Annotated in this window: 16 protein-coding genes; 6 read left to right on the top strand and 10 right to left on the bottom strand. The window is 76.0% G+C overall.

Features of this window, described 5'->3' with window-relative positions; genetic code table 11:
• Positions 1-83: 83 nt before the first annotated feature.
• Positions 84-3,884: a choice-of-anchor I family protein gene (locus FB586_RS19215; protein WP_168800428.1), complete on the bottom strand. Its 3,801-nt coding sequence runs from the start codon at positions 3,882-3,884 to the stop codon at positions 84-86.
• Positions 3,885-4,004: 120 nt separating this feature from the next.
• On the bottom strand, positions 4,005-4,712 hold the full coding sequence (locus tag FB586_RS02615) for a nucleotidyltransferase domain-containing protein (protein ID WP_136517755.1): 708 nt from the start codon (positions 4,710-4,712) through the stop codon (positions 4,005-4,007).
• A 149-nt stretch (positions 4,713-4,861) separates the two neighbouring features.
• On the opposite strand from FB586_RS02615, the gene FB586_RS02610 reads away from it, so the two are divergent.
• Both FB586_RS02610 and FB586_RS02605 read left to right on the top strand, forming a co-directional pair.
• Entirely contained in the window at positions 4,862-5,731 is an 870-nt protein-coding gene (locus tag FB586_RS02610) for a CPBP family intramembrane glutamic endopeptidase (protein WP_136517754.1), read from the top strand.
• A 108-nt stretch (positions 5,732-5,839) separates the two neighbouring features.
• A complete protein-coding gene (locus FB586_RS02605) occupies positions 5,840-6,340 on the top strand; it encodes an SgcJ/EcaC family oxidoreductase (RefSeq protein ID WP_168800427.1) in 501 nt (166 codons plus the stop codon).
• 57 nt (positions 6,341-6,397) lie between these two features.
• On the opposite strand, the gene FB586_RS02600 is transcribed toward FB586_RS02605, so the two are convergent.
• The 8 genes from FB586_RS02600 to FB586_RS02565 form a co-directional block, all read right to left on the bottom strand.
• Positions 6,398-7,156, bottom strand: a complete 759-nt coding sequence (locus FB586_RS02600) for a uracil-DNA glycosylase (RefSeq protein WP_136517752.1) — start codon at positions 7,154-7,156, stop codon at positions 6,398-6,400.
• Positions 7,157-7,231: 75 nt separating this feature from the next.
• Positions 7,232-7,741, bottom strand: a complete 510-nt coding sequence (locus FB586_RS02595) for an Imm61 family immunity protein (protein ID WP_136517751.1) — start codon at positions 7,739-7,741, stop codon at positions 7,232-7,234.
• Positions 7,738-8,211 (bottom strand): Imm61 family immunity protein, encoded by a 474-nt coding sequence (locus FB586_RS02590; RefSeq protein ID WP_168800426.1) that lies wholly within the window; start codon positions 8,209-8,211, stop codon positions 7,738-7,740. Before FB586_RS02590 ends, FB586_RS02595 begins: the two co-directional genes overlap by 4 nt.
• Positions 8,212-8,219: 8 nt before the next feature.
• Positions 8,220-10,007 carry a glycohydrolase toxin TNT-related protein gene (locus FB586_RS02585; protein ID WP_136517749.1) on the bottom strand — a complete coding sequence of 596 codons (1,788 nt, stop codon included), beginning with the start codon at positions 10,005-10,007 and terminating at the stop codon, positions 8,220-8,222.
• A complete protein-coding gene (locus FB586_RS02580) occupies positions 10,004-10,345 on the bottom strand; it encodes a hypothetical protein (RefSeq protein WP_136517748.1) in 342 nt (113 codons plus the stop codon). Before FB586_RS02580 ends, FB586_RS02585 begins: the two co-directional genes overlap by 4 nt.
• Positions 10,342-10,746 carry a YbaB/EbfC family nucleoid-associated protein gene (locus FB586_RS02575; RefSeq protein ID WP_168800425.1) on the bottom strand — a complete coding sequence of 135 codons (405 nt, stop codon included), beginning with the start codon at positions 10,744-10,746 and terminating at the stop codon, positions 10,342-10,344. The genes FB586_RS02580 and FB586_RS02575 overlap by 4 nt, the downstream gene beginning before the upstream one ends.
• Before the next feature lie 112 nt (positions 10,747-10,858).
• Entirely contained in the window at positions 10,859-11,362 is a 504-nt protein-coding gene (locus FB586_RS02570; RefSeq protein WP_246036358.1) for a TIGR00725 family protein, read from the bottom strand.
• 1 nt (position 11,363) lies between these two features.
• On the bottom strand, positions 11,364-11,981 hold the full coding sequence (locus FB586_RS02565; protein WP_136517746.1) for an L-threonylcarbamoyladenylate synthase: 618 nt from the start codon (positions 11,979-11,981) through the stop codon (positions 11,364-11,366).
• A 119-nt stretch (positions 11,982-12,100) separates the two neighbouring features.
• Between FB586_RS02565 and FB586_RS02560 the strand changes: the two genes are divergently transcribed.
• The 4 genes from FB586_RS02560 (at position 12,101) to FB586_RS02545 (ending at position 15,283) form a co-directional block, all read left to right on the top strand.
• On the top strand, positions 12,101-12,646 hold the full coding sequence (locus FB586_RS02560) for a histidine kinase (protein WP_136517745.1): 546 nt from the start codon (positions 12,101-12,103) through the stop codon (positions 12,644-12,646).
• A gap of 66 nt (positions 12,647-12,712) precedes the next feature.
• Entirely contained in the window at positions 12,713-13,555 is an 843-nt protein-coding gene (locus tag FB586_RS02555; protein ID WP_136517744.1) for a DUF4097 family beta strand repeat-containing protein, read from the top strand.
• Between the two features lie 124 nt (positions 13,556-13,679).
• Positions 13,680-14,453, top strand: a complete 774-nt coding sequence (locus FB586_RS02550) for an ABC transporter ATP-binding protein (protein WP_136517743.1) — start codon at positions 13,680-13,682, stop codon at positions 14,451-14,453.
• Positions 14,453-15,283, top strand: a complete 831-nt coding sequence (locus tag FB586_RS02545) for an ABC transporter permease (protein ID WP_136517742.1) — start codon at positions 14,453-14,455, stop codon at positions 15,281-15,283. Before FB586_RS02550 ends, FB586_RS02545 begins: the two co-directional genes overlap by 1 nt.
• Positions 15,284-15,296 lie beyond the last annotated feature (13 nt).

Raw genomic sequence — 15,296 nt, 5'->3', positions numbered from 1 at the left:
CACCCCGGCGGTCACGCACCGCGAGCACGGCGATCTGGTCGTTCGGGACGACCAGATCGCCGTGCTCGTCCGGCTCGGGCGGCTCAGTCGGCCGTGCCGACCTCCGCCGCCCCGCTGCCGACCGGGCGGGTCCGGGTGCCGCGGCGCGCGGTCAGCGCCGCCGCGCCCGTGCCGAGCAGGCCCAGCGCGACGAGCAGCGCGAAGACCACGTCCGCGCCGGTGTCGGACAGGCGGGCGGGGAACTCACCCGTGCCCGGCACGAGGCCCGCGGCGACGCCGCCACCGGCACCGGCACCCCCACCGCCGCCGGCACCGCCGGACGGCGCGGCGAGCACCGTGAAGGACGCCGACGCCGCCGGCAGGCCGGCCGACGTCACGACCAGGGAGTGCGCACCGGGCGCGAAGCCGGCCGGCACGGTCCAGGTCACGAGCACCTCGCCGGACGCGTCGGCGGTGAACGTGCCGAGCGCGACCGGCTCGGACCGCACCGTGACCTCGACCTCCTGCCCGGGCTCCAGCCCGGACAGCCGCGCCCGCAGCTCCTCGCCCTGGCGGACCTCGGTGCCGTCCAGCTCGATCGACACCCACGCGGGCGCCGCGGACGCGGGGACCGCGCGGCCGAGGGCCGCGGGCGAGACGGGGCTGTTGGCCTGCACGTACGCGACGGACGCGGCCAGGTCCACCTGCCCCGAGTCCGCACGGGACGCACCGGCCGCGAGCGCGGTGAAGCCGTCGCCGCCGGAGGCGAGGAACGAGTTCGCCGTCACGCGGTACGTCGCCGCCGGGTCGACCCGCCGGTCGCCGACGCGCACCTCGACGACGCGCTGCCCGACCGGGGCCGACTCGTCGTAGCTGTACGTGACGTTCGCGGACAGGCCGAGGTGCAGCCGGGTCCGGGGCGCGTCCGGCGTGCCCCACTGCTGCTCGAGCAGGTCGACGAGCTGCTCACCGGTCAGGTCGACCACGACGAGCGTGTTCGCGAACGGCTGCACGTCGGCCACGGCCCGGTAGGTGACGGACCCGTCCGGCCCGGCGACGAGGTCGGCCCGCAGGCCGCCCGGGTTCATCACCGCGAGGTCGGCCGGGGTGCCGCCGAAAGCCGGGTTCGCGGCGCTCGTCGCCCACAGGTGCATGTCCGCGACGAGGTTGCCGAGCGGCGACTCCAGGCCGCGGTCGACCTCGCCGGCGGCGTTGCGCGCGCGCAGCACGTCGGCGGTGAGCGAGCCGACGACGACCGAGCCGAGCTCGGCCGCCTCCGCGACGGCCGCGTCGACGACCTCCTGGACCGCCGGGTCGGCGGGGTAGGCGGGGGCGCCGTCGACGACCATGGGCAGCAGGTCCTGCGACGCGGCGACGACGCGCCCGGCCGCCGGGTCGTACGTCAGCTCGACGCGGGCCAGGTTCTGGCCGTACTGCCCGCCCTGCACGACGGGCCGCGGGACGTCGCTGCCCGCCACGGGGAACGCGCACGCGTACGACCGGTGGGTGTGCGCGGAGAAGATCGCGTCGACGTCCGCGGACGTGTCGCGCACGACCCGGCCGAAGTCGCTGTCCTCCGCGGCCACGGCCGTGCAGTCGCCGACCTCGGCGCCGTCGTGGACGAGCGCGACCGTGACGTCGGCGGCGTCCTGCTCCTCGATCTCGGCCGCGACACGGTCGAGCGCGGCGACGGGGTCGCCGAAGTCGAGGCCCGCGACGCCGGACGGGGACACGAGCGTGGGCGTGGCGGCCGTGACGACGCCGACGAACGCGACGCGCACGCCCGAGCGCTCCACCACCTCGTACTCGGGCAGCACCGGCTCGGTGGTGCCCGCGCGGTACACGTTCGCGCCGAGGTAGGGGAAGTCCGCGAGCGGCTGCACCCGGTCGGTGAGGTCGTCGAGGCCCTGGTCGAACTCGTGGTTGCCGACCGCGGAGACCTCCAGGCCCGTCGCGTTGAGCACGTCGATCGTCGGGACGTCCTGGGCGATCATCGACGGGAAGGTCGACGCGCCGATGTTGTCGCCCGCGGACACGAACACGGTGTCGGGGTTCTCGCCGCGCAGCTGCTGCACGGCCCCGGACAGCACCGCGGCACCGGCCACGCCGCCGCGCAGGTCGGCCTCGAGGCGGCCGTGGAAGTCGTTCGTGCCGAGCAGCTGCAGCTCGACGAGGTCGTCGTCGGCCGGTGCGCCGGTCCCGACGGCGAACAGCGTCGTGGTGCCGGACACCTCGTTGCCGACCGCGATCATCGGCTCGCCCGTCGGCGAGTCCGCCGCGGGCACGAAGGCGATCGACTCGGGGCCGAGGTCGCCGGCGGCAGCGAGGTCGCCGCCGTCCTCCACCGAGACGGAGAAGTCGCGGTTGTTGACGTAGCTGACGAAGGACGCGTCCCGCGGGTCGGTCACGTCGTAGACGGCCACGCCGCCCACCCGCTCGAACCCGACGAAGGCGTAGGTGCGGCCGTCGACCTGGCCGACGGCGATCGCCTCGGGCTCGGGGCCCTTGTCGTCGCTGCGCCCCTCGAGGTTCGACTCCGAGTGGTTCGAGTTCACGAACTCCGGGGCCGCGGCGTGGGTGACCTCCTCGAACGAGGAGCCCGAGTCCCAGACGCGCTCGCCGTCCGTCGTCCAGATCGAGAACGAGCGCGAGCCGAACGCGTACAGCTCCTCGTAGCAGCTCTCGTCGGCGTTCAGGCCCGATGCGGTGGAGACGTTGAGGCGGCCGAGGTCGGCGTCGCCGGTGAGGCCCGCGAGCGGGGCGCAGACCGGTGCGAGGCCGTCCTTGCCGAGGTCCTTCACGCGGGCCGGCTCGGCGTAGTCGCCCCACTCGCGGGCGTCGCCCTCGTTCGCGGTCACGAGGTAGGTCACGCCGCCCGCCTGGTACGACGCGATCGCGTCCGGCTGGTGCAGACCGCGCAGCCCCTCGTAGGTGCGCAGGCGGAACCCGCCGTCGCGGTCCGACGGGTCGAGCGGCACCGTGCCGTGGTCCTGGGAGCCGAGGGCGTGGATGCCGGTGACGCGGGCGTCGTCGAGGTCGACGGTGGCGATCGCGTTCGCCTCCTGCAGGGTGACGTACGCGGTGGAGCCGGCGACCGTGACGTACTCCGGCTCCAGGTTGAGCGACGGCACCAGCGGCGGGGCACCCGGGTCGGTGGGCCCGAAGACGCGGACGCCGTCCGGCAGCGCGCCGGGTGCGTCGAAGTCCTCGAAGCCGACCGTGCGGACCGCCTCCTGCGAGGGCGCCGCCACGTCCGAGGGCAGCGCGACGACGCTCACCGACCCCGGCGGGTCGACGGCGTACGCGTCGTCGGGCTCGCCCTCGTCGGCGGTCACGGCCCACGCGCCGTCGGGCGAGACGGCGACGCTGTCGGGCTGCGCGCCCACCCGCACCGCACCGAGCGCGCGGAGCGTGTCGGCGTCGAGGAACAGGAGCCAGCCGCGCTCGGTCTTCGTGGCGTGCTCGACGGCGACGACGACGAGCCCGTCCGCGCGCACGGCGACCGAGTTGACGGCGGCCCCGGCCGGGATCGCCGCGTCGAGGGCGTCGGCGACGTCCGCGACGGCGATCGTGCCGACCTTCGCCGGCGCCGTCGGGTCGGACGCGTCGAGCACGTCGACCTCGCCCGACAGGGCGTTCACGACGAACAGCCGCTGCGTGCCCGCGTGGTACGTCACGATCTCGGCGGCCGACTCGGCGAACACGCCCGTCTCGTAGGTGCCGAGCGGGGACAGGGTCACGGCGGCGTCGGGGGCGGCGTGCCGCACCGGCTCGGCGACGAGGTTCGCCGACGCGGGTGCCAGCAGCGCGGGCACGAGCCCGGCGGTCAGCAGCGTCGTCGCGGCGACGGTCGCGGTCGCACGTCGGCGGCGGGGACGGGGCGCGCGGGGGCGCAGCTCGCTCACGGGAGTCCTTCCTCCACGGGTGCCGGCGGACCCGGCGGGACGGACGGACGCTAGGGGCCTCGGCCGACCGGGACCCCGACGACGGGAGACGGCCGGGTGAACGTCGGGTGACCCGCGTGCCTAGCGCACGAACCCCGCGCGCAGCGGCCCGCCGAGACGCTCGAGCTGGGGCCGGGCCGCGGCGAGCACCTGCTCCGTGTCGCCCGCGGCCAGCGCGGCGCCGAGCGCGTCCGCCACGTCGGCGTCCCACGACCGCAGGCGCCGCACGAGCCACTTCCCGTACCCCAGCCACCGCCCGTGCGCGAGCAGGAGCAGCTCGGCGAGGGACGTGACGACCGTGGCGCGCAGCACGGCCGACTCCGCGGGGTCCGTGGCGTCCGCGAGGTCGTCCACCAGCGCCGTCAGGTGGTAGCGGCGCGTGTCCAGCGCCGCGCGGTCGACGCGCGGTCCGGCGTCCAGCACGTCCGCGGCCCACGCCCGCAGGCCCGCGTAGGACGGGCCCGTGCGCACGGGCACACCCGTCGCGAGCATCACCAGGACCACGGGTCGGCAGTCCTCCACCTCGCGGCGCGCCCACTCGCGGTACCCCGCAGCCGTGTACGCGAACACCTCGACGGGCCGCCCGTCCCGCTCGTCGGTGAAGGCGGCGCTGCCGCTCCCGTCGGGGAACATCGCGTCAGGGCCCAGGACGAGCAGGTCCACGTCGCTCGTCGCGGTCGACGTCCCGGCCGCGCTGCTGCCCGCGACCACGACGGTGTCGGCGGCCGGCAGGCGCGCGGCGAGGACGTCCTCGGCGATCCGACGGACGTGCGGGGGCACCGGGTTCATGGCGGGAGCGTCACCGACCGGCACCGTCGGGCGCCACCGGATACCCGCAGCAGGACCATTGCGCGCTCGGCGGTCCGCACGAGGCCCGGTGCGCCGTCTCGTCCCTTCCGACGACGCGGGCCGCGCGCCACGCTCCCTAGCGTCGGCACGTGCCGACCCCACCTGCCGCACCACCGCACGCCCGCGCCGGCGTGACCCTCGCCGTCGCCGTGGGCGTGCTCGCCGCGGCCGCCCTCGTCGTGCTGCTCGTGCTGAGCCCCGCGGGCGTGCGCGAGTCCGCCGACCCCGGCGCGCCCACCGTGCCGTACTGGGCGGTGCTGCTGCCCGCGGCGGTCGCGGTGCCGCTCGTCCGCCTGCTCCCCCCGCGCACGCCCGACCTGACGCCGGCCGTCGTCGACCGGCCGCGGCTCCTGGTCGCCGTGACGGCGATGCTCGCCTGCGCTGTCGTGCTGCCCGTCGTCGTCGCGGCGGGCGGGCTCGCGCGGTCCGAGGGGTACCACCTCGCGAAGCTGGTCCTGCTCCTCGCGCTGCCGGGGCTCGTGGTCGTGCTGACGCGGGGTGCCATGCACACCGTTCCCGCGCGGGGCGGGTGGCGGTGGTGGGCGCCGGCGGTCGTCCTGGTCGCCTGGACGCTCGTGTCCCAGGCGGCGCCGTGGGTCGAGGTGCCCGACTACTCCGGCCTCCCGGTCGAGCTCGTCGTGACGGCCGCGGTGGCCACGGCGCTGACCGCGAGCGTCGGCGAGGAGGTGTTCTACCGGATCTGGCTGCAGACGCGGCTCGAGGCGCTGCTCGGGCGGTGGGGCGGCATCGCGGTGGCGACGCTCGTGTTCGCGCTCATGCACGTGGGTGCCCGGCAGGGCCAGGGGCCCCTCGTCGAGGTGGCGGCGGCGCTCGTGGTGCAGGGGTCGTTCGGGCTCACGGTCGCCTACCTGTGGTCCCGCTACCGCAACCCCTGGCTCACGATCGCGGTGCACCTCGTCTCGAACGGCTTCCTCGTGGTCGTCGCGCTGGTGGGGTGAACGTCACCGTCCGTTATGCCCTCTTTGGTTGCACCCGCCCTCCTGTCCGTGGCTCCCTGTTCCCGGCCCTCGACCGGGGGTCACCACCAGGGGGGAAAGGGAACAGCCATGCCCGCACGTCCGCTGATCGTCGCCGTCGTCGCCGCCCTCGTCGCCGGGACGGGCACCGGGGTCGCCGTCGCCGCCGATCCGGCGCCCGGCACCGACCTCGCCCGTCCGGCGCACCAGGGCACGCCGACGAAGGCCGAGATCCGTCGCCTGTTCACCACGTGGAACGCCGCGCTCGCGACGGGAGACCCCGAGCGGGTGGACCACCTGTACGCCGACGACGCCGTGCTGCTGCCGACGCTCGCGCCCGGTGTCCACGACACGAGCGCCGAGCGGATCGGCTACTTCGAGCACTTCCTGGCGAACGACCCCTCCGGGTCCGTCGACGAGGGGGTCGTGCGCGTCCTCGGCAAGGACGTCGCCACGTACTCGGGGCTGTACACGTTCACGTTCGCCGCGACCGGCGACGTCGTCCACGCGCGCTTCACGTTCGTGTACGAGCGCGATCACGGCGGCTGGGAGATCGTCGAGCACCACTCGTCCCTCGTCCCCGGCGCGTGACACCGGGAGGCCCCGCGGACGCGACCGCCCGCGGGGCCTCCCGGTGGGCGTGGGGGGTCAGGTGGCCGCCAGCTCCCGTGCGCGCAGCAGCACGGCGTCGAGCATCTCCGGCGTCAGGCGCCCCGTGAAGGTGTTCTGCTGGCTCACGTGGAAGCACCCGAGCAGGGTGAGCGCGCGGTCGTCGTCCGGGTCCCGGCGGCCCAGCACCACCTCGGCGCCGTGCGCGAACGCCGGTCGCGGGCGCGGGACCTCCCAGCCCTGCTCCGCGAGCGTCGTCAGGACCGCCTGCCAGCCGAACCCGCCGAGCACCACGAGCACGTGCGCGTCCACCAGCTCGATCTCGCGCGCGAGCCACGGCCCGCAGGTGCGGCGCTCCTCGGGCGTGGGCGCGTTGGCCGGCGGGGCGCAGCGGACGGGCGCGGTGACGCGGACGTCGGTCAGCGTCAGGCCGTCGTCGGCGCTGACGGACGTCGGCTGGTTCGCCATGCCGACGCGGTGCATGGCGGCGAACAGGAAGTCGCCCGACCGGTCGCCGGTGAACATGCGACCCGTGCGGTTGGCCCCGTGGGCGGCGGGCGCCAGCCCGACGACCTGGACCCGCGCGCGCGGGTCGCCGAAGCCCGGCACCGGCCGCGCCCAGTACGTCTGCCCGCGGAACGACGCGCGCGGCTCGGCGGCCACGGCCTCCCGCCACGCGACGAGCCGCGGGCACGCGAAGCAGTCGACGACGCGCGCGTCGAGCGTCGCGAGGTCGGGCGCGGTGCCGGCGGCCGTCGCGACGTCGGCGGCGCTGCGCGGGACGTCGACGGGGGTCATCGGCCCATCATCACCGCGCCCGTGCGACGGCGCCCCCCGCGACGAGCGGGCGTGCCGGGGGGCCGGCGTCGCCCGTCAGCCGAGAGCGGGCTCGGCCGGCGGGAAGAGCGGCAGACCGTCGGGGTGCCGGTACGACGCGACGAGCTCGTCGACGTCCCGGCCCACCACCCGGACGACGGTGTCGACGCCGATCGAGCCGAGCCCTGCCACGACGTGGTCGCCGGGCCAGCGCACCGCCCAGCGTCCGTCGACGTCGCGGTACGGGACGGCGCCGGGCGTGGGCGCCCCCCGTGTGCTCGTCATCAGGGCGGGCAGGCGGTGCGCCGCGCGCCAGGCCGGCCCGACGGCCGTCAGCAGGACCACCTCGACGCCCTCGAGGACGTCGCTCGTCGCCTCCACGTGGACCCGGTCGCGCGACCTGCGCGTGAGGGTCCAGCCGTCCGGCGTCCTCGCGACCGTGTACCCGATCTCCGTCTCCTCGAGCACGGTCGCGTCCGGACGGTGCACGACGCGCAGACCGGACTCCTCGGCCAGGCGCACGACCGACGGGTGCACCAGCGCGCCGGTCGCGTCGGAGGACCTCACCGCGACTCGGTGACGGGGAACGCCGGCAGGCCGTCCGGGTCGCGGTAGGACGCGACGAGCGTGTCGACGTCGTGGGCGAGGGTGCGCACGAGCGTCGCCGCCTGCACGGAGTCGAGCTCGCGCGCGACGTGCCCGTCCCACCGCACGTTCCACCACGTCACCGGGTCCTTGACGACCTCGGCGCCCGCCAGCGGCTCCCCGCGCCGCACCGTGACGATCGGCGGCAGCCCCTGGGCGCTGCGCCACACCGCACCGACCGTGGTGACCACGAGGCGCTCCGGCGCGTCGACGGTGTCCGAGACCACCTCGACCTCGGGGTCGCCGTCGCGCAGGGTGCGCGTCAGCGCCCAGCCGCCCTCGACGGGAGCCAGCGCGAGCGTGCTCTCGACGCTCGAGAACCGCACCGCGGCGCCGTCCTGCGCGACGCGCAGCCCCGACTCCTCGGCGAGGCGCAGGAGCGAGGCGTGCACCGGCGGCGTCACTGGAGGATCCCCGCGTTGATGAGCTCCGTCACCGGGACCGTCTTGTTCTTGTCGTTGAACACGAGCACCTGCATCCCTCCACCGGGCTGCCCGAACGCGGGCGCGATCTCGCTGACCTGGATGCGCCACCCGTCGGGCAGGTCACCCGCGAGGCGGTAGGCGTCGACCGGGTCGTCCAGCGACGACGGGAAGAGCGCGCGGTCACCCCACGGCGCACCCGGCGGGAAGCCGAGGTACGAGCCGTCCGGCAGCCCCACCCGGTCGAGGCCGTCGCCGTAGGCGTTCCGGAAGTCGCTCGTCGACGTGAACTCGTGCTTGGACCCGGGCACCGCGCCGTCGTTCGGGGGCCAGCGGATCGTGCCGTCCGCGTGCGTGAACCGCTCGAGGAACTCCTTCTCGGTGAACGGGCGGCCCGTGTCGGGGTTCGTCCCCCACGGGTGCGCCGCGTCGCCGCCGAGCTTCGCGACGTCGGAGCTCGTGTGCGTGGCCGGCGCGTTGTCCGGGTGGAACGACGTGCCGGCGTCCGTCCGCGGCTCGCCGTAGTGCGGGTCCGGGTTGCGGTCCGGTACCGCGGTCGCGCCGTCGGGCAGCGGCCGTGCACCCGGGTCGGGGACGGTGGGGTCCGGGGTCGTCGGGTCCGGGGTCGTCGGGTCGGTCACGGGGTCCGGTTCGGGCCTCGTCGTGCCCGCGTCCGGCTCCCCGGGCCGCCCGCCGTCGGGCCCGCCCGCTCCCGGCCGTCCGCCGACCAGGTCGGCGTCGGGTGTGACGAACTGCTGCGCGTCGGGGCCCGGGCGCACGGGCGTCCCGCCCGGCGCACCGCCGCCACCGGGCACGGTGCCGGCACCGGGTCCACCGGGGACGTCGGGGCCGCCGGAGACGACCGGTCCCGTCGGCACCGACGGGCCGGTGGGCGTCCCGGGGTCGCCGCCCGGGGCCGTGCGGCCGGGCCCGGCGGGACCGGTCGGCGGCGTGGCGCCGTCCCCGCGCGGGGCGTCCGGCGTGCGCGGCGCGTCGGGGCCCCGCCCGCCGCGGAACAGGTCGTCGAACAGCCGGCCGAGGTCGTCGAACAGCCGGCGCAGGCCGCTCAGCAGCTCGTCGAGGTTGCGGAACGAGGTGAGCAGGCGCGTGACGTACGAGCCGATCCGGGCGGCGAGCGCGGCGGCGCGCGTGGCCGCCTGCTCGATGACGAGCGGCGTGGCGAGGCCCGCGGTGAAGATCAGCTCGGCCGCGTACGACGCGACGGCCCCCAGCACCTGGGCGATCGCGTCCCGGACGATGTCGTGGACGATCTGCACGAGCGTCGCGGCGACCTCGAGCGCGGTCGACATCGACCCCGCCCAGCGGCTCGCGCCACCCATGTGCTCGGCCATGTCGGCCGCGAGCTGCCGGTACGCGGTGATCGTCGCGCCGTCCATGCCGGCCAGGTCCGCGGCGACGACGCGCGTGAGCTCGTCCGCCTGCTGCTGCAGGTGGCTGGAGACGTTCGCCCACGTGCCGGCGAAGGCGCGCACCTGGTCGCCGTCGCCGGTGAGGTCCTCGAGCCAGGAGTTCAGGGGCTCGACGTGGTCGATGACCCAGCCGATGCCCATCGCGAACAGCGTCCCGAGCGGGTCGGACACGGCCGCGACCGTGTCGAGCGCACCCGTGAACAGCGCGAGGCCACCGGACACCCAGTCGCCGTTCTGCACGGCGTGGACGAGCTGCTCGCCGTCCTCCAGCAGCAGGGTGCCGGCGAGCGGCGACGTGGTGTCGGTGCGCTCGACGACGAGCGGGTTGGCGCTCACCAGCCCGTGACCGCGGCGCGGTCGAGGTCGGCCTGCAGCGCGCGGTACGTGTCCGTCCCGTACGTGTCGGCGGCCTCGAGGTCGGCAGCGGCTGCGGCGACCTCGGCGCCCGCCCGCTCGAGCGAGGACGCCACCCGCGCGATCGACGCCTGCGCCGCGGTCTGGACGACCTGCAGCGGCGGCACGAGGAACGCGCACATGAGGCCGAACGCACCGCCGCCGAGGTTCACCGACCCGGCGGCGTCCCGCGCCACGTCCACCTGCGACCCGATCTGCTCCAGCCGGCGCCGGTGCGCGGTGAGCGTGTCGACGTCGATCGCGATGCGTCCGCCGCTCACGACCAGGGGCCCTTCTCCTGCGACGCGGGACCGGCGGCCGCGCGTGCGCCGGCCTCCTCGGCCACGCGCCGCGCGAGGTCGGAGCCCTCGCCGAACGCCTCCTCGGCCAGCCGGCCGACCTGCTCGGCGGCGCGCTGGTGGGCGGCGGCCGCGGTGCGCAGGACGAGCTGGGCGAGGTCGCGCGGACCGAGGTCGAGCGCGGCGTCGGACAGCTCGAGGTCGAGCAGACGCCCCTGGGCGTCGACCCGCACCTGCAGCTCCTGGCGCGGCGAGCGCGCCTCGCCCACCAGCTGCTCCACCTGCTGCCGCAGCGCGGTCGCGCGCCGGGCGCGCTCCTGCGCCTGCTCGACCTGCGCGGTCACGCGCGCCTGCGTCTGCTCGTACGAGTCCCCCAGCGCCACGGGCGGCAAAGGTACGCGCGCACCGGCGAGGGTGTCGAGAATGTCCACCGGACGCCGACGCGCCCGTGTCGCCCGGGTCCGCGCGCGTCCGGGCCGAGCCGGGCGCGGGACGTCAGCCCGGGGCGACGAGCCCGTCGACGGCGGCGAGCGCGGCGGCGACGTCGGGGACGCGCCGCACCCGGTCGTCCTCGGGCAGGTCCCACCCGCCGATCTGCACCACGGGCGTGCCGACCGACACCGCGAAGGACACCTCGTTCAGCGTGCCCCACGAGGTCCCGACGGCGACGACGACGTCGCCGGCCCGTACCACGAGGGCGTTGCGCAGGTCGCCCATGCCGGTGGGCAGGGCGACCGTGACCCAGGGGTTCGCGTCGGCGCGGCCCGTGCCCGGCAGGTAGCCGACGACCGTGCCGCCGGCCTCGGCGGCGCCGCGCGCGACCGCCGCCATGACGCCCCCGCGGCCGCCGCACACGACGACGTGACCGCGCTGCGCGAGCCCCGCGCCGACGTCGTGGGCGTCCCGCTCCTGCTCCGGCGTCGGCGCGGAGGGGCCGACGACGGCGACGTACGTGCGGTCGCGGCCGGGCACCCGCCCGGCGTCCGTCCCGTCCGCCACCTCAGAACCGCCCCGGGTCGCCGGCGCCCTCGCGCACGACCTCGGGGCTCCCGGAGGTCCAGTCGACGACCGTCGTCGGGGTGGTGCCGCGGTCGCCCGCGTCGACCACCGCGTCGAGCTGGTCGTCGAGCTCCTCCTTGATCTGCCACCCCTCGGTCATGGGCCACTCGGCGCCCGGGACGATCAGCGAGGACGACAGCAGCGGCTCGCCGAGCTCGCGGAGGATCGCGTGGGCCACCGGGTCGTCCGGGATGCGCACGCCGACCGACCGCTTCTTCTCGTGCGCGAGGCGCCGCGGCACCTCGGGGGTGGCGGGGAGGATGAACGTGTACGGGCCGGGCGTCACCGACTTGATCGCGCGGAAGGCGCTGTTGTCGAGGTGCACGAGCTGCCCGAGCTGCGCGAAGTCCGCGCACACGAGCGTGAAGTGGTGCTTCGCGTCGAGGTCGCGCACCTGCCGGATCCGCTCGGTGCCCGCGTGGTTGCCCATGCGCGTGCCGAGCGCGTACATCGAGTCCGTGGGGTAGGCGATGAGTGCGTCGTCGCGCAGCATCGCGACCACCTGCGCGATCGTCCGCGGCTGCGGGTCGTGCGGGTGCACGTCGAAGTAGCGGGCCATGCCGCACAGGCTAGGCGGGGGCCGTGCCGGCCGCCCTCCGGAGGGGCCTGACACCACGACACCACCATCCGGCACCACAAGGGGTTGCATGACACCACGCATGGTGTCATGATGGCGTCATGGACCTCACGCGCTACGTCGACGACCTCCAGCACCGGCTCGCCACCGCCGCCGATGCGGCCGGGGACGACGCCCGGCAGCTCGCGGAGCGCCTCACGGCACCGCTCGACGCCGCCGTGCGCCTCGTCCTGCTCGACGCCCTCAGCTCCGCGGCCGGCGAGATCTCGGCCGACCTGGCGCCCGGCTCGGTCGACGTGCGGCTGCGCTCCGGCGAGCCGGAGTTCGTCGTCACCGCCCCGCCGGCGCCCGCGTCCGCCGGGCGCACCGACACCACCACGACACCACCGACGGCACCGACAGCGCCGGCCACCCCGGTGGCAGCGCCGGCCGACGCCGACGAGGGCAGCACCACCCGCACCACCCTGCGCCTGCCCGACCGGCTGAAGACGCAGGTCGAGGTCGCCGCCGCACGCGACGGCGTCTCGGTCAACACCTGGCTCGTCCGCGCGGTCGCCGCCGCCCTCGAGCAGTGCGACAACCGGCCCGCCCCCACGGGCCGGACCGAGCAGCGCGGCGTCACGCGCGTCACCGGCTGGGTGCGCTGAGCCGCACCCCGCCCCGTCCCACCCGACGGCACCACCACCGCCCACCACCACGTCAGGAGCTCCGTCATGCCCACGTTCCCCGTCGCCGGGCCCGTCCCGGTCGTCGTCGACGTCCCGTTCGGCAACCTGCACGTCGTCGCGAGCGACCGTGACGACGTCGTCGTCACCGTCCTGCCCGCCGACCCGACCAAGTCCGGCGCGGTGCGCGCGGCCCAGGAGACGCGGGTCACCCGCGACGGCGAGGCCGTCAGCATCGTCTACCCCAACGCCTGGAAGCAGTACGTGCTGCCCTTCTCGGCCGGCGGCGCGATCGTCACCGTCGAGCTGCCCGCCGGCTCGGACCTGCGCGGCAAGGCCGGGTCCCTGTTCTCCGAGGGCCGGCTCGGCACGGTCGAGCTCGTGCTCAACGGCGGCGACGCGCGCCTGGACGAGGCCGAGCGCCTCGACCTCAAGGTGACCGCCGGCTCCGTCGTCGTCGGCCGCGCGACGGGCCCGACGAACGTCCGCGCGAGCGCCGGGTACGTCCGCGTGGACGAGTTCACCGGCGAGGGCACGATCCGCGCGAGCAACGGGACGACGACCGTCGGCGCGGTCACCGGCACGCTGGAGGTCGCCGGCGCCCACGCCGAGATCGCCGTCGGCCGCGTGCGCGGCACCGTCACCGCCAAGGCGGCCCACGCCGGCATCCGCGTGGACCACGTCGAGTCCGGCAGCGTCACGCTCACGACGTCGTACGGCTCGATCGAGGTCGGTGTGCCCGAGGGCACCGCCGCGTGGCTCGAGGCGACCTCCGAGCACGGCGCCGTCCGCAACCAGCTCACCCCCACCGAGGGGCCCGTCGCCGACGAGTCGACGGCCGAGATCCGCGCCAGCAGCGGCTGGGGCGACGTGATCGTCCGCCGCCCCTGAGCCCCACGGACGGCCGCACCATCCGCACCACCATCCCCACGACCGACGGCACCGTCGTCCGGCGCACCGCCGGACGCGCGACCTCGCGCGCCCGGGCACGACCACCACCGAGAGGAGCACCACCATGACCAGCGACCTCGCCGTCGACGTGCGCGGCCTGCGCAAGTCCTACGGCGACCAGACCGTGCTCGACGGCGTCGACCTCGCCGTCCGTGCCGGCACCGTCACCGCCCTCCTCGGCCCCAACGGGGCCGGCAAGACCACCACCGTGGGCGTCCTGTCCACCCTGCTGCGCCCCGACGCCGGCACCGTCCGCGTCGCCGGCCACGACGTCGTCGCCGAGCCGGGGGCCGTGCGTGCCGCGATCGGCGTCACGGGCCAGGTCTCCGCCGTGGACGACCTGCTGACCGGCGCGGAGAACCTGCGGCTCATGGCCGCGCTGCACCACCTCGGCCGCCGCCAGGGCCGCGAGCGCACCGACGCGCTGCTCGCGCAGTTCGGCCTCACGGACGCGGCCGCGAAGCCGGTGTCGACGTGGTCGGGCGGCATGCGCCGCAAGCTCGACCTCGCGATGACCCTCGTCGGGTCCCCGTCGGTCGTCTTCCTCGACGAGCCGACCACAGGCCTCGACCCGCGCAGCCGCCGCACCCTCTGGGACGAGGTGCGCGCCCTCGTCGCGGCCGGCACCACCATCCTGCTCACGACGCAGTACCTCGAGGAGGCCGACCAGCTCGCGGACCGCGTGGCCGTGCTCGACGGCGGGCGCGTCGTCGCCGAGGGCACGCCCGCGGAGCTCAAGGCCGTGCACGGCGCCGGGTCCCTCGACGACGTGTTCCTGCGCCTCACCGAGCCCTCCACCACCGACACGACCGCCACGACCCCGAAGGAGGTGGCCTGATGACCACCGTCGCCGTCCCCGCCGCACCCGCGGCCGGCCCCCGTCCGCTCGCGGACGTCGCCACGATGGTGCGCCGCAGCCTGCTGCGCGCCGTCCGCTACCCCGGGCTCACGCTGTTCCTCGTCCTGGGCCCGCTCGTCATGCTGCTGCTGTTCGTCTACGTCTTCGGCGGGGCGTTCGGTGCCGGCGTCGCCCCGGGCGTCGCCCCCGGTGCCGAGGGGCGCGCGGCCTACCTCGACTACATCACGCCCACCCTGCTGGTCCTCACCGTCGTCGGGGGTGCGACGTCGGTGGCCACCAGCGCGGCGATGGACGCCGCCGGCGGCATCATGGCGCGGTTCAAGACGATGGCGATCGCCCCCGGGTCCGTGCTGTCGGGGCAGGTCATCGGGTTCGTCGTGCAGGCGCTCGTGGCCGTGGTGCTCGTCCTCGGCGCGACGCTGCTCATGGGCTACCGGCCGGGTGCGGACGCCCTCGACTGGCTCGGGCTGCTGGGCGTGCTCGTCCTGCTCGGGTTCGCCCTCAACTGGCTGTCGGTCGGCATGGGCCTGAACGCGCGGAGCGTCGAGACGGCCAGCAACACGCCGATGGTGCTCCTGCTCCTGCCGTTCCTGGGCAGCGGGTTCGTGCCGGTCGAGACGATGCCGTCGGCGGTGCGCTGGTTCGCGGAGTACCAGCCGTTCACGCCGGTCATCGAGACGGTCCGCGGGCTGCTCGCGGGCACCGCGCCCGACGCCACGACGACCCTGCTGGCGATCGGCTGGCTCGTGCTCATCGGCGTCGCCGGGTACGCCTGGTCGCGCTCGCTGTACCGGCGCGAGCGCAGCTGACCCCCGCGCGGCC

This window comes from Cellulomonas telluris, from assembly GCF_004886325.1.
GTDB classification, from domain to species: domain Bacteria; phylum Actinomycetota; class Actinomycetes; order Actinomycetales; family Cellulomonadaceae; genus Cellulomonas; species Cellulomonas telluris.
Note: the sequence above shows the minus strand (reverse complement) of the source record. Positions and strands in the feature narration are given on the sequence as shown.

Bases quoted from the DNA above. Each gene is read 5' to 3' on its own strand.
- FB586_RS02615 (WP_136517755.1), bottom strand. From the start codon at position 4,712: ATGAACCCGGTGCCCCCGCACGTCCGTCGGATCGCCGAGGACGTCCTC.
- FB586_RS02605 (WP_168800427.1), top strand. From the start codon at position 5,840: ATGCCCGCACGTCCGCTGATCGTCGCCGTCGTCGCCGCCCTCGTCGCC.
- FB586_RS02600 (WP_136517752.1), bottom strand. From the start codon at position 7,156: ATGACCCCCGTCGACGTCCCGCGCAGCGCCGCCGACGTCGCGACGGCC.
- FB586_RS02565 (WP_136517746.1), bottom strand. From the start codon at position 11,981: ATGGCCCGCTACTTCGACGTGCACCCGCACGACCCGCAGCCGCGGACG.
- FB586_RS02560 (WP_136517745.1), top strand. From the start codon at position 12,101: ATGGACCTCACGCGCTACGTCGACGACCTCCAGCACCGGCTCGCCACC.
- FB586_RS02555 (WP_136517744.1), top strand. From the start codon at position 12,713: ATGCCCACGTTCCCCGTCGCCGGGCCCGTCCCGGTCGTCGTCGACGTC.
- FB586_RS02550 (WP_136517743.1), top strand. From the start codon at position 13,680: ATGACCAGCGACCTCGCCGTCGACGTGCGCGGCCTGCGCAAGTCCTAC.
- FB586_RS02545 (WP_136517742.1), top strand. From the start codon at position 14,453: ATGACCACCGTCGCCGTCCCCGCCGCACCCGCGGCCGGCCCCCGTCCG.